Annotated in this window: 13 protein-coding genes; 11 read left to right on the forward strand and 2 right to left on the reverse strand. The window is 65.5% G+C overall.

The features are described 5' to 3' along the window. The first annotated feature begins 2 nt into the window (after positions 1–2). Both NFH97_RS12690 and olsF read left to right on the forward strand, forming a co-directional pair. Entirely contained in the window at positions 3–1,325 is a 1,323-nt protein-coding gene (locus NFH97_RS12690; RefSeq protein WP_045991120.1) for a sodium ion-translocating decarboxylase subunit beta, read from the forward strand. 210 nt (positions 1,326–1,535) lie between these two features. Beyond that, the gene (gene olsF / locus NFH97_RS12695; protein ID WP_045991119.1) at positions 1,536–3,314 is read left to right on the forward strand and encodes a bifunctional ornithine lipid synthase OlsF; all 1,779 of its coding nucleotides are present in this window, start codon (positions 1,536–1,538) and stop codon (positions 3,312–3,314) included. A 77-nt stretch (positions 3,315–3,391) separates the two neighbouring features. On the opposite strand, the gene NFH97_RS12700 is transcribed toward olsF, so the two are convergent. Together NFH97_RS12700 and lexA are read right to left on the reverse strand one after the other, a co-directional pair. Then, positions 3,392–4,018 carry an IMPACT family protein gene (locus NFH97_RS12700; RefSeq protein ID WP_045991118.1) on the reverse strand — a complete coding sequence of 209 codons (627 nt, stop codon included), beginning with the start codon at positions 4,016–4,018 and terminating at the stop codon, positions 3,392–3,394. Then, positions 4,018–4,494 (reverse strand): transcriptional repressor LexA, encoded by a 477-nt coding sequence (gene lexA, locus NFH97_RS12705; protein WP_045991117.1) that lies wholly within the window; start codon positions 4,492–4,494, stop codon positions 4,018–4,020. Before lexA ends, NFH97_RS12700 begins: the two co-directional genes overlap by 1 nt. 276 nt (positions 4,495–4,770) lie before the next feature. On the opposite strand from lexA, the gene ccmA reads away from it, so the two are divergent. The 9 genes from ccmA to ccmI all read left to right on the forward strand — a co-directional run bounded on the left by ccmA (position 4,771) and on the right by ccmI (position 12,246). Further along, positions 4,771–5,412, forward strand: coding sequence for a cytochrome c biogenesis heme-transporting ATPase CcmA (ccmA, locus tag NFH97_RS12710; RefSeq protein WP_108449931.1), 642 nt, complete (start codon positions 4,771–4,773; stop codon positions 5,410–5,412). Then, a complete protein-coding gene (gene ccmB, locus NFH97_RS12715; RefSeq protein ID WP_108449932.1) occupies positions 5,409–6,143 on the forward strand; it encodes a heme exporter protein CcmB in 735 nt (244 codons plus the stop codon). The genes ccmA and ccmB overlap by 4 nt, the downstream gene beginning before the upstream one ends. A gap of 51 nt (positions 6,144–6,194) precedes the next feature. Continuing rightward, entirely contained in the window at positions 6,195–6,935 is a 741-nt protein-coding gene (locus tag NFH97_RS12720) for a heme ABC transporter permease (RefSeq protein ID WP_045991114.1), read from the forward strand. Further along, positions 6,932–7,144 (forward strand): heme exporter protein CcmD, encoded by a 213-nt coding sequence (gene ccmD, locus NFH97_RS12725; protein WP_231498600.1) that lies wholly within the window; start codon positions 6,932–6,934, stop codon positions 7,142–7,144. Before NFH97_RS12720 ends, ccmD begins: the two co-directional genes overlap by 4 nt. Further along, positions 7,134–7,604, forward strand: coding sequence for a cytochrome c maturation protein CcmE (gene ccmE / locus NFH97_RS12730; RefSeq protein WP_045991113.1), 471 nt, complete (start codon positions 7,134–7,136; stop codon positions 7,602–7,604). The genes ccmD and ccmE overlap by 11 nt, the downstream gene beginning before the upstream one ends. 221 nt (positions 7,605–7,825) lie before the next feature. Then, positions 7,826–9,826: a heme lyase CcmF/NrfE family subunit gene (locus tag NFH97_RS12735; RefSeq protein ID WP_108132329.1), complete on the forward strand. Its 2,001-nt coding sequence runs from the start codon at positions 7,826–7,828 to the stop codon at positions 9,824–9,826. A 61-nt stretch (positions 9,827–9,887) separates the two neighbouring features. Beyond that, positions 9,888–10,436 carry a DsbE family thiol:disulfide interchange protein gene (locus NFH97_RS12740; RefSeq protein WP_349624894.1) on the forward strand — a complete coding sequence of 183 codons (549 nt, stop codon included), beginning with the start codon at positions 9,888–9,890 and terminating at the stop codon, positions 10,434–10,436. After that, on the forward strand, positions 10,427–11,029 hold the full coding sequence (locus tag NFH97_RS12745; protein ID WP_308812416.1) for a cytochrome c-type biogenesis protein: 603 nt from the start codon (positions 10,427–10,429) through the stop codon (positions 11,027–11,029). Before NFH97_RS12740 ends, NFH97_RS12745 begins: the two co-directional genes overlap by 10 nt. Further along, the gene (gene ccmI, locus NFH97_RS12750) at positions 11,026–12,246 is read left to right on the forward strand and encodes a c-type cytochrome biogenesis protein CcmI (RefSeq protein WP_108132331.1); all 1,221 of its coding nucleotides are present in this window, start codon (positions 11,026–11,028) and stop codon (positions 12,244–12,246) included. The genes NFH97_RS12745 and ccmI overlap by 4 nt, the downstream gene beginning before the upstream one ends. Positions 12,247–12,249 lie beyond the last annotated feature (3 nt).

Here is a 12,249-nt window from a genome sequence, read left to right on the forward strand (position 1 = left end):
CCATGGAGAAGATTCTGACCCTATGGTACGGCTCCGGGCTGTACAACCTGACCCTGGGCCAGGCGGTGATGCTGGTGGTGGGCCTGCTGCTCTTGTGGCTGGCCATCGCCAAGAAGTTCGAACCGCTGTTGCTGGTGCCGATCGGCTTCGGCGGCATCCTGGCCAATATTCCCGAGGCGGGGCTGGCGTTGTCGGCGGCAGAGCAGGCGGCCCACCTGGGGCGTCCCGAGCTGCTGGCGCAGATGGCCCAGGCGCTCGGCACCAGCCTGCCGGCGGGCGCCGACGTGGATACCTGGCGCTACGCCATCAGCGAGACGCTGCACGGTGATATCTCGCCGGCGCTGCTTCGTACCGCCAACGACCTGGCCATGGATGGGGGCTATTCCCATGGCATGCTGTATCAGTTCTACAGCGTGGCCATCGCCTCCGGTATCGCGCCGCTGGTGATCTTCATGGGGGTCGGCGCGATGACCGACTTCGGTCCGCTGCTGGCCAACCCGCGCACCCTGTTCCTCGGCGCCGCCGCCCAGTTCGGCATCTTCGCCACTCTGATCGGGGCGGTGGGCATGACCGCCATGGGCTGGATGGACTTCAGCCTCAACCAGGCTGCGGCCATCGGCATCATCGGTGGAGCCGACGGTCCGACCTCGATCTATGTCTCGAGCATCCTGGCCCCCGAGCTGCTGGGTGCCATCGCGGTGGCGTCCTACTCCTACATGGCGCTGGTGCCGTTGATCCAGCCGCCGATCATGAAGGCGTTGACCACCCAGAAGGAGCGCAGCATCGCCATGACCCAGCTGCGTCCGGTGTCGAAGCTCGAGAAGATCGTGTTTCCGCTGGCACTGCTGATCCTGGTGGTATTGTTCCTGCCGGATGCGGCGCCGCTGCTCGGGATGTTCTGCTTCGGCAACCTGATGCGTGAGTGCGGGGTGGTCGAACGGCTCTCGGACACGGCGCAGAACGCCCTGATCAACATCGTGACCATCTTCCTCGGACTGTCGGTGGGCTCCAAGCTGATGGCCGACCGCTTCCTGGCGGTGGAGACCCTGGGCATCCTCGGGCTCGGCATGGTGGCCTTTGCCATCGGCACCGCCTGCGGTGTGCTGATGGCCAAGCTGCTCAACCTCATCAGCAAGCATCCGATCAACCCGTTGATCGGCTCCGCCGGTGTCTCGGCGGTGCCCATGGCAGCGCGGGTGTCCAACAAGGTGGGGCTCGAGTCCAATCCCCACAACTTCCTGCTGATGCACGCAATGGGGCCCAATGTTGCTGGTGTCATCGGCTCGGCAGTGGCCGCCGGGGTGATGATCAAGTACTTGGGGTGACACCCCGGGATAGTGATCAAACATCAGGATCAAGGTCATCCGGGCCTGCAGCCCAGGTTTGACCGAACGCAGCGCCCCCGCCGCCAGGTGGGGGCGCTGCTTTTGTAGCTGACTCTGGTCGAGCCCGTCATCCCGCTTACACGCGATCGCCACGGTGCTGTCATGCGCGCTTTCTAGTCTGGCGGCTATTGCCACCGACGGAGGACGGGCATGATCGATGTCGAAAAGGCCTTGATGGCCAAGGTGCCGAAGGCACAGAGCTGGCCAGCCTGGTGCCGCCGCCTGTTGAGCGCCGGCCTCAAGGGGCTGGTGCACGAGCGCGAGATCAATGCCTTTCTCGAGCGTCATCGCCGCGCCGGAGGGCTCGAGTTCATCGACGCGGTGCTCGATCAGCTGAACTTCGGCTATTCGCTGTCGTCGCGTGATCGCGACAACATTCCGGTCGCCGGCAGGGTGGTGATCGTCGCCAATCATCCCCTCGGTGCTCTGGATGGGCTGGCGCTGGTACGCATGGTGGCGGATGTACGCCCTGACGTGAAGATCGTCGCCAATGATCTGTTGATGCAGCTTTCGCCGTTGGCACCGTTGCTGCTGCCGGTGGACAACCTGTCGCGCAGGGGCTTTCGCAAGAGCCTGCAGGGCATCGTTGATGCCCTCGACGATGAACAGGCGGTGATCGTCTTCCCCGCCGGCGAGGTGTCGCGGGCGGGGCCCAAGGGGGTAAAGGACGGCAACTGGCTGTCGGGTTTCCTGCACGCGGCCCGGCGCACCAATGCGCCGATCCTGCCGGTGCACGTGGGCGGTCGCAACTCCTCGCTGTTCTATTCGTTGGCCTCGCTGTACTCGCCGCTGGGCACGCTGCTGTTGCCCCACGAGATGTTTCGCCAGAAAGGGCGGCACATCACGCTCAAGGTGGGGGGCGAGATCCCGCTGTCACGCTTCGACCGCGAGGACCTGGCCACCGTCGCCAAGCTCAAGCTGTTGCGCAAGCACGTCTACCGTCTGGGGCGGGGACGCAAGGGCGTGTTTGTCTCCGAGGCCGGTATTGCCCATCCGGAAAATCGCCAGCACCTGCGAGAGGAGCTGGTCGACGCCGAGGTGCTGGGCAGGACGCCTGACGGCAAGCAGATCCTGCTGTTTGACCATCGTCCCGACTCTGCGGTGATGCGTGAGATCGGGCGGCTGCGCGAAATTGCCTTTCGCCGGGTCGGCGAGGGCACCGGCAAGAAGCGGGATCTGGACGAGTACGACGAGCACTATCGTCATCTGGTGCTGTGGGACGATCGTGACCTGGAAATCGCCGGGGCCTATCGTCTCGGTGAGGTCGGGCGCATCCTCGATAGCAAAGGCATCGAAGGGCTCTACAGCGCCACCATCTTTCATCTCGAACAGGCGCCGATGGATCGCTGGCGCCACGGGCTGGAGCTGGGCCGCAGCTTTGTCCAGCCACGCTACTGGGGACGTCGCAGTCTCGACTATCTCTGGCATGGTCTTGGCGCCTACCTGCGCCATCATCCCGAGGTGCGCTGGCTGTTCGGGCCGGTGACCATTCCCAATCATCTACCGCCCCTGGCCAAGGACCTGCTGGTCAGCTACTACCGGCACTACCACGGGGACGGTGACAGCCCGATCCGGGCCAAGGCGGTGTGCACGATGTCGCGCGCCGGGCGCGAGGAGGCGGATCGGCTGTTCGCCGGCAACGATGCCGGCGAGGACTTTCAGCGCTTGAAAGGCGCCCTGCAGGCCATGGGGGCGGGGGTGCCGGCGCTCTACAAGCAATACGTGGAGGTGGCCGAACCTGGCGGCGTCAGCTTCAAGGCCTTCGGCGTGGATACCGCCTTCGGCTACTGCATCGATGGCCTGGTGGTGGTGGACGTGGCACGGCTCAAGGCCGACAAGCGCAGACGCTATATCGGTGAAGACGCTGTCTCGTCTGGAGAGGACACTCTCACCAAGGACGAACGCGCCGTCCTGGAGAGGCCGCTTTAGCAGGGGGCGCGTCGGACCGGCCCCGGAGGCGGAACAGACGGGGCTGGAGGCTCCCTCGATGTTAGCATCGAGCGGGCCTAGCCTGCCTGATGGTCCAGGGACTCGATGCGGCCCTTGAGGCGAGTGCTGAGCTCGCTCAGGTCGGTGGTCCGTTCACTGGGCCAGCCCAGGGTCAAGGTGACGCCTTCGGCCCCGTAGTCCACCGCCTGCACCGGGATATCCTGCCCCTGGCACCACTGTCGGGCGTCGGCCTCGCCGGCAAAGTCGACCCGTATCTTGAGTGGGCGGCGCTCGATGCATTCGCCCCTGGGCAGGCTTTCCAGCGCCGTGACCAGCGCCTGGGTATAGGCGCGGGCGAGTCCGCCGGTACCGAGCTTGGTGCCGCCGAAGTAGCGGGTCACCACCGCGCCCACCTGGCCGATGCCATCGCCATCGAGTGCCTGAAACATCGGTCGGCCGGCGGTACCGCCCGGCTCGCCGTCATCGGAGAAGCCAATGTGCACCTGCTCCCCGGGCGGGCCTGCGATGTAGGCGCTGCAATGATGGCTGGCATTGGGATGCTGCCTGCGAGCCTCGGCCAGCAGCGCTTCGAAGTCCGCCACCTTGGGGGCGTGGGCCACCCAGGCGATGAAGCGACTCTTTTCCACCTCGATCTCGCTTTCGTGCCACTCACCGGGGGCAAGCTCGGGTATCGGGTAGCGCATCAGGCGGCCATTTCTTCCTGGCGGGCGACACCCATGACCAGACCCAGCACACGGATGTCACTGTTCTTCAGGTAGATCGGGGGCATGGTCTCGTTGGCCGGCTGCAGGCGAACACCATTCTTCTCGATATAGAGCTTTTTCAGGGTGACCTCCTGGTCATTGATCATCACCACCGCCGTTTCGCCGTTCTCGGCGCTTTCCTGGCGTTCGATGATGATCACATCGCCGTCGAAGATATTGCAATCGATCATCGAGTTGCCGCACACCTTGAGGGCGTAGGTGTTGCGCCTGACCATGCGCGATGGCACCTGCAGGGTGGCGTTGTCAAGGCAGGCCTCGATCGGCATGCCGGCGGATACCTGCCCCAGCAGGGGGACCTCCACCAGGGCATCCGAGGTGGAGTCGACGGGTGCCCAGCTGTCGGCGATGGGCAGGTTGGGCAGGCGTTCGAGGAACTGGCAGGTCGCGATATCCATGGCGCGGGGTCTCCCTTGTTGTGAGGGTCGGGCTGTCACGGGATGGAGTAGCGGGTGGCGATTGGTGTCAACGTCGAGGGATCTTGATACTGTCGATTCATACAGTATGTGAAAGATAGCAGGCCTCGCCGCTCGTGCAAGTGCCATGGATCAACGAAAGGTGCATTGCCTGTGCGATTGCGGCTGTCAGCTGCGCTGGCTGTCTGGTTCGGGTAGTGCAATCGGTGTAAAGTCTGTGCGTGATTTGCTGCCCCGTCCCTGGTTGTGGAGTGCCCTTTGCGTCTGTGTCTTGAAGCCCGACAACTGGCCTGTGAGCGCGATGGCCGCTGGTTGTTTCGAGGATTGGATGTTGTCCTCAAGGCGGGGGAAGTGCTCCGAGTCGAGGGACCCAACGGCAGTGGCAAGACCACGCTGTTGAAGATCCTGTGCGGCCAGATCGCCGACGTCGATGGAGAGGTGCGCTGGCAGGGGCGGGCGCTGCCCCGCGCCCGCGCCGACCTGCTGGCCAACCTGCTGTATCTGGGCCATGCCCCGGGTATCAAGGCCAACCTGAGTGCCCTGGAAAACCTGCGTTGGTATCAGGCGCTGGGGGGCGAGGGGCGCCCCGATGCCGAGCTCGAGGCGGCCCTGGCCGAAGTCGGCCTGGCCGGCTTCGAGGACGTCCCCACCGCCCAGCTATCGGCCGGCCAGAAGCGCCGGGTGACCCTGGCTCGTCTGGTGTCGAGTCGCCGTGCCCTGTGGGTGCTGGACGAACCTTTTACCGCGATCGATGTGGCCGGCGTGGCCGCCCTGGAGCGCCGCCTGGCCAACCATGCCGCCAGCGGCGGCGCGGTGCTGGTCACCACCCACCATCCGCTGTCCAATGTGCCTGGCGTGCGCCGGCTGACCCTGGACGGACACCGACAGGTGGCTTCATGAACACGCCGACGTCTGGGTCGATCGAAGCCGCCGAGCCGGTCAGAGAGGCCGGTGATGGCCTTGGTCGCGCGATGGCTGCCACCTTCCGCCGTGACTTGACGGCGGTCGCCCGTCGACCGGGTGACGCCCTGACCCCGCTGGTGTTCTTCGCCATGGTGATCACCCTGTTTCCACTGGGGATCTCGCCGGAACCCGAACGCCTGGCGCTGATCGCCCCTGGCGTGTTGTGGGTGGCCGCCTTGCTGTCGGCACTGCTGTCGCTGGACGGCTTGTTTCGTGGCGACTTCGAGGACGGCACCCTTGAGCAACTGTTGCTTGCACCGCACCCGCTGTCGTTGCTGGTGCTGGCCAAGGTCGCCGTGCACTGGTTGACCACCGGGCTACCGCTGGCGTTGATGGCCCCCTTGCTGGGGGTGCTGCTGGCATTGCCCCAGGGCAGCTACCTGGCGCTGAGCGCGACCCTGGCACTGGGAAGTGGCTGCATCAGCCTGATCGGTGCCATCGGCGCAGGGCTGACGGTGGGGCTGGCGCGTGGTGGCATGCTGCTGTCGCTTCTGGTGTTGCCACTTTTCATGCCGGTGCTGATCTTCGGCACCGGCGCCATGGGCGCGGCGCTGGGCGGCGGGGAATGGCTTGGGCACCTGGCGGTGATCGGCGCGCTGTTGTCGGTAGCGCTGATGGCGGCTCCTGTGGCCATTGCCGCGTCGCTGCGCATCAGTATCCATGGTTGATCGGGCCGTCGTGGCCATCACGAATTCAAGGTTGATCGAGGTACAACGCTCATGTGGGCCTTCTTTCACAAGCTGGGATCGCCGCGCTGGTTCTACGGCATAGCCGCGCGTCTCTCTCCCTGGTGCTGGGCGCTGGCGCTGGCGCTGATCCTGGTCGGCAGCGTCTGGGGGCTGGCCTTCGCTCCGGCGGACTACCAGCAGGGCAACAGCTTTCGCATCATCTACGTGCACGTGCCTGCGGCCTTCCTGGCCCAGTCGATCTTCATGGCGCTGGCCGCCTCCGGCTTCGTATTCATGGTCTGGAAGATCAAGATCGCCGACATGGCGGCAGCGATGATGGCGCCGCTGGGCGCCGCCATGACCGCCATCGCCTTGCTGTCGGGGTCGGTCTGGGGCAAGCCTACCTGGGGCACCTGGTGGCAGTGGGACGCCCGCCTTACCTCGATGCTGATCCTGCTGTTTCTGTATCTTGGCGTGATGCTGATCCGGCGCGCCTTCGCCCGCCCCCAGAGCGGCGCCAAGGCGGCGTCGGTGCTGGCCATGGTGGGGGTGATCAACATACCCATCATCAAGTACTCGGTGGAGTGGTGGAACACCTTGCACCAGCCCGCCAGCTTCACCATCACCGAACGCCCGGCGATGCCGGTCGAGATGTGGATGCCGCTGTTGATCATGGTGCTGGGATTCTACGCCTTCTTCGCGGCCTTCACCCTGACCCGCACCCGTACCGAGATCCTGCGCCGTGAAGGCCACAAGCGCTGGGTGAAAGAGCTGTTCGAGGAGCGTCCATGATGGCTTTCGAATCGCTGGCCGAGCTGGTCAGCATGGGCAGCCACGGCCCCTATGTGTGGACCGCCTGGGGTGCGACCCTGGGCTTTCTGCTGTTGAGCGTGATTCTGGTTCGCGGTGAAAGCCGCGGTGTTCGGCGCACCTTGCGCCGCCGGCTGAGGCGTGACGCCGCGGTCGCAAGTTCCCCCTCGGAGGATCAAGATGAGGGCTAAACGCCGAAATAAGATGCTGCTGGTGCTTGGACTGGTGGCGCTGTGTGCGGTGGCGGTGGGACTGACGCTGTACGCCCTGCGCTCCAACATCAACCTGTTCTTCAGCCCGGTGCAGATTGCCGCCGGAGAAGCCCCCGTGGACCGGCAGCTACGTGCCGGCGGGATGGTCAAGGAAGGCAGCGTCCATCGTGACAGTGACAGCCTGGACGTCAGCTTCGTGGTCACCGACTACGTCGACGATGTCGAGGTGCGCTACAGCGGCATCCTGCCGGACCTGTTTCGCGAGGGGCAGGGCGTGGTGGTGGTCGGCGAACTGACCGGCGACGGCTATATCGCGGCCGACAAGGTGCTGGCCAAGCACGACGAGAACTATATGCCGCCCGAGGTCGCCGAGGCATTGGAAGACGCCGGCTATTCGCCGGCAGACTACAAGCAGGCGGGCCCAGGCACGTCGCAGTAGGCTGCGTGCATCGACAAAAAAGGTATCCCGACAACAGGGCTCCGTGGTGCGGGGCCTTGTTTGCCCGAGGGGGCAGGGCCGAAGGCGCTTCTTCGAGCCAGAAGGGGACAGGGTCAATCGACCATAACGCAGGCGTTCCGGGCCCATGGGCCCACGCGATTCAGTCGCAGAGCCAGGCGCCAGTGGACTGACGCGGACGGAAGGCGGGCCAAGGTGAATCCATGCTGATCAAGATGATTCCGGAAATCGGACACTACGCGCTGATCGTGGCGCTGCTGATGGCCTGCGTGCAGGCGGTGCTGCCGCTGGCCGGGGCTGCCACTCGGCGCCCGCTGTGGATGGCCTACGCGCGGCCGATGGCGGCGGGCCAGCTGGCCTTTCTGTTGATCGCCTACGGCTGTCTGACGGCGAGCTACATGCTCGACGACTTCAGCGTGGTCAACGTCGCCAACAACGCCAACTCGCTATTGCCCTGGTACTACAAGTTCAGCGCGGTGTGGGGCAACCACGAAGGCTCGGTGCTGCTGTGGAGCCTGATCCTCGGAGTCTGGACCTTCGCCGTGGGCTGCTTCTCCCGGGGGCTGCCACCGGACATGGTGGCGCGCGTGCTCGGCGTGATGGGGCTGGTCAGCGTGGGCTTTCTGGCCTTTGTGCTGATCACTTCCAACCCCTTCGAGCGTTCGCTGCCGAATATCCCCGCCGACGGCGCCGACCTCAATCCGCTGCTGCAGGACGTCGGTCTGATCATCCATCCGCCGATGCTGTACATGGGTTACGTGGGCTTCAGCGTGGTCTTCGCCTTTGCCATCGCCGCGCTGCTGGGCGGACGCCTTGATAGCGCCTGGACCCGTTGGGTGCGCCCCTGGACCAATATCGCCTGGGCCTTTCTCACCGTCGGCATCGCGCTCGGTAGCTGGTGGGCCTACTACGAACTGGGCTGGGGCGGCTGGTGGTTCTGGGACCCGGTGGAGAACGCCTCGCTGCTGCCCTGGCTCGCCGGCACCGCGCTGATCCACTCCCTGGCGGTGACCGAAAAGCGCGGCACCTTCAAGAGCTGGACGGTGCTGCTGGCGATCACCACCTTCTCGCTGTCGCTGATGGGCACCTTCCTGGTGCGCTCAGGGGTGCTGACCTCGGTGCACGCCTTCGCCAATGATCCTTCGCGGGGCCTGTTCATTCTGGTGCTGCTGGGCATCACCGTGGGCCTGTCACTGTTGATCTTCGCCCTGCGCGCGCCACGGGTCAGCCAGCCCGGAGGCTTCAACTGGGTATCCCGCGATGCCCTGTTGCTGGTCAACAACATCCTGCTGGTGGTGATGACGGTGACGGTGCTGCTCGGCACCGTCTATCCGCTGCTGCTCGACGCGCTGAACCTGGGCAAGATCAGCGTGGGGCCTCCCTACTTCAACGCCCTGTTCGTGCCCCTGACCGTATTGCTTTGCGTGTTCATGGGGCTTGGCCCCAGCGCCCGCTGGAAGCGCATGGCCGGGCGCGAGCTGCTGACCCGCCTGTGGATCGCCGGTCTCGGCGCTCTGGTCATCGGCGTGGCGGCGCCGCTGGTCTACACCGGGCAGTGGAACCTGAAGGCGTCGCTGGGCCTGGTCGCGGCGCTGTGGCTGGTGCTGTCGCTGGTGCGCGACCTGTGGGGCAAGACCTCCCGAGCCGGCTCGCGCCTTGGCGCCCTCAAGCGCCTGACGCCTGCCTACTGGGGCATGGTGCTCGGCCATCTGGGGCTTGCCGTGACCATCATCGGGGTCGCCCTGGTGTCCAACTATTCGGTGGAGCGCAACGTGCGCATGAATGTCGGTGACCGCGTCGAGGTCAACGGAATCGGCTTTCACATGACGGCGCTGGACGAGCGTCGTGGGCCGAACTATGTCTCCGACGCGGCCACCATCGAGGTGACCCGAGAGGGCGCCAGCGCAAGCTTCGAGATGCACCCGGAGAAGCGCCTGTACATCGCGCGCGGCATGCCGATGACCCAGGTGGCGCTGCGGCCTGGCCTGTTCCATGACCTCTACGTGGCCATGGGCGAGGAGCTCGACGACGGCAGCTGGGCGCTCAGGGTGCAGATCAAGCCCTTCGTGCGCTGGCTGTGGCTGGGCGCGCTGCTGATGGCCGCCGGTGGCATCATCGCCGTCGCCGACAGGCGCTACCGTCGCCGCTTGAGCGTACGTGAGCCCGAACCTGTCGTGACGGCCAGGGAGGCCAATGCATCATGAAAGATCGTCAGCCGCTGGCCTTCGCTCCTGTCATTGTCGTCACGGCCAGGGAGACCCGTGCATGAAACGTCGACTTCTATTGCTGTTGCCGCTGGTGCTGTTTCTGGCGCTCGGGATCTTTCTCTATCAGGGGCTGTCGATCAACCCCTTTGAAAGGGAATCCGCGTTGATGGCCAGAGAGTTCCCCGACTTCGAGCTGTCGACCCTCGAGGAACCCGAGCGCAAGGTGAGCCAGGGCGCGCTGTCCGGCGAGCTTTCCCTGGTCAATGTCTGGGGTAGCTGGTGTCCGACCTGTCGTCAGGAGATGCCGCAGCTTCTGGATCTGGCCGAGCGCGGGGTACGCCTGGTCGGGGTCGACTACAAGGAAGAAGGTGCCAGCGACGGCGAGCGCAGAGCCAGGGGAAGCGCCTTCCTGACCCAGTTCGGCAATCCCTTCGAGTTCAATATATTCGATCCCGAGGGTACCCTCGGCTTCGATCTCGGCGTCTACGGCGCTCCCGAGACCTTTCTGGTAGACGCCGAGGGGATCATTCGCTACCACCACACCGGCTATATCACCGCCGACGATGTGGAGAAGATCATCTTGCCGGAGGTGGAAAAATGGCGTTGATCGATCTGTGCTGCTCGAGCGCTATCAGCGCCCGCACCCGCGCTATCAGCTCCAGCGCCCGCACCCGCGCTAGCGGCGACGACCGCAGCGCCCGTGCACGTAACCTGCCTGGCTCGGGCCTTGGCTGGCTGGCGGGCATGGTGCTGGCGCTGTTGATGCTTGTCGCTGCGCTCGACGCTCGGGCGGAAGCCATCGAGGTACGCGGCTTCGACAACCCGGTGACCGAAAAGCGCTATCAGGAGCTGACCGCCACCCTGCGCTGCCCCAAGTGCGAGAACCAGGCCATCGGCGACTCCAACTCGCCGATCGCCGCCGACATGCGCGAGCGGGTCTACGCCCAGCTTCAGGACGGCCGCTCGGACAAGGAGATCATCGACTTCATGGTCCAGCGCTTCGGCGACTATGTCCTCTACAATCCGCGTCTCGAGGGGCGCACCCTGCTGCTGTGGGGGCTGCCCGGCGCGCTGGTCGTCATCGGCGCCCTGGTGCTGTGGCTGATCATCCGCTCACGGCGACGCACCCAGGTACGCAGGCTGTCCGCCGAGGAGCAGGCGCGCCTGGACGACCTGATCGATAGAGAGGGATCCGCATGACCCTGTTATGGCTGGCCTTTGCCGTTCTGCTGCTGCTCGCGGCCTGGCTGCTGATCCTGCCCCTGCGCCGTGCGGCGAAGGTGGAACGCCTGCAACGTGCGCTGGAGGACAGCGATGACGCCGCCGCCCAGAACGTGGCGGTCTATCGTCGTCGGGTGGCGTCGCTGGAAGCGGCCAAGTCTCGGGGAGACATCGACGCGGCACGCTTCGACGAGGATCTCAGTGAACTCCAGCGCAGCCTGCTCGATGACACCGAGCGGCTCAAGCGCTCGCCGCTGAAGTCTGCCGCTGCGGGCAAGCTGGCGGTGCCGCTGGTGCTGGTGGCGGTGGTGGTGGTCAGTGTGCTGTGGTACCGCTGGGAGGGCGCCGAGGGCGACCTGGTGCTGTATCAGGCCATCGAAGAGGTACGCAACGACCCCGAGGCGAGCCTCGCGCTGATGATCCAGCGCCTCGAGCAGCAGGCCGAGAGCCAACCCGACAACCCTCGCGTGTGGCAGACGCTGTATCCGCTTTACCGCGACAGCGGCGCCTACGCCGAGGCCAGCGATGCCATCGAGCGTGTGCTTGCGCTGGAGGGGCGTTCACCCTGGTGGATCGGCGAGTTGGCCAAGATGCAGTACTTCATCAACGAAGGGCGGCTCGACGATCGCATTCTGGCGCTGTCCCGGGAGGCCAGTCGCGAGGCGCCGAATCTGCCCTCGGCCATGTGGTTTCTGGGGGTCGAGGCCTTCCAGCAGGACGACTACCAGGGCGCCCTGGGCTTCTGGCGGCGCGGTCTGTCGACGGCAGACGACTCGCCGTTGTCCGAGGCCATGCGCCAGGGCGTCGCCCAGGCCGAGCAACGCCTGGCCCCTGCGGCGAGCGAGCGCAATGTGCTGGTCAGCCTGTCGCTGGCCGACGAACTGGTCGGGCGTCTGGCGCCGGAGACCACGGTGTTCGTGGTGGCACGGGACAGCGAAGGCAAGCTGCCGCCGCTGGCCATCGAGCGCCTGACCCTGGCCGACCTGCCGGCCAGCCTGACCCTTGACGCCAGCGATGCCATGTCGCCCATGGCAAGCCTCGCGCAGGTCGATGAGGTGCGTCTGCTGGCGCGGGTATCGTCCAGCGGCCAGGCCCAGCCCCAGGCCGGCGATCTCATGGGTGAACGACAAGGGGTTGCAGTAGGCGGCCCGGACATGGATCCTGTCGCGCTTATCATCGATCGAGTGATTGAATAGTCC

The sequence above is a fragment of the Halomonas sp. SCS19 genome (genome assembly GCF_040147015.1).
In the GTDB taxonomy this organism is placed as follows: Bacteria; Pseudomonadota; Gammaproteobacteria; order Pseudomonadales; family Halomonadaceae; genus Halomonas; species Halomonas litopenaei.

Bases quoted from the DNA above. Each gene is read 5' to 3' on its own strand.
- NFH97_RS12690 (WP_045991120.1), top strand. From the start codon at position 3: ATGGAGAAGATTCTGACCCTATGGTACGGCTCCGGGCTGTACAACCTG.
- olsF (WP_045991119.1), top strand. From the start codon at position 1,536: ATGATCGATGTCGAAAAGGCCTTGATGGCCAAGGTGCCGAAGGCACAG.
- NFH97_RS12700 (WP_045991118.1), bottom strand. From the start codon at position 4,018: ATGCGCTACCCGATACCCGAGCTTGCCCCCGGTGAGTGGCACGAAAGC.
- lexA (WP_045991117.1), bottom strand. From the start codon at position 4,494: ATGGATATCGCGACCTGCCAGTTCCTCGAACGCCTGCCCAACCTGCCC.
- ccmB (WP_108449932.1), top strand. From the start codon at position 5,409: ATGAACACGCCGACGTCTGGGTCGATCGAAGCCGCCGAGCCGGTCAGA.
- NFH97_RS12720 (WP_045991114.1), top strand. From the start codon at position 6,195: ATGTGGGCCTTCTTTCACAAGCTGGGATCGCCGCGCTGGTTCTACGGC.
- ccmD (WP_231498600.1), top strand. From the start codon at position 6,932: ATGATGGCTTTCGAATCGCTGGCCGAGCTGGTCAGCATGGGCAGCCAC.
- ccmE (WP_045991113.1), top strand. From the start codon at position 7,134: ATGAGGGCTAAACGCCGAAATAAGATGCTGCTGGTGCTTGGACTGGTG.
- NFH97_RS12735 (WP_108132329.1), top strand. From the start codon at position 7,826: ATGCTGATCAAGATGATTCCGGAAATCGGACACTACGCGCTGATCGTG.
- NFH97_RS12740 (WP_349624894.1), top strand. From the start codon at position 9,888: ATGAAACGTCGACTTCTATTGCTGTTGCCGCTGGTGCTGTTTCTGGCG.
- NFH97_RS12745 (WP_308812416.1), top strand. From the start codon at position 10,427: ATGGCGTTGATCGATCTGTGCTGCTCGAGCGCTATCAGCGCCCGCACC.
- ccmI (WP_108132331.1), top strand. From the start codon at position 11,026: ATGACCCTGTTATGGCTGGCCTTTGCCGTTCTGCTGCTGCTCGCGGCC.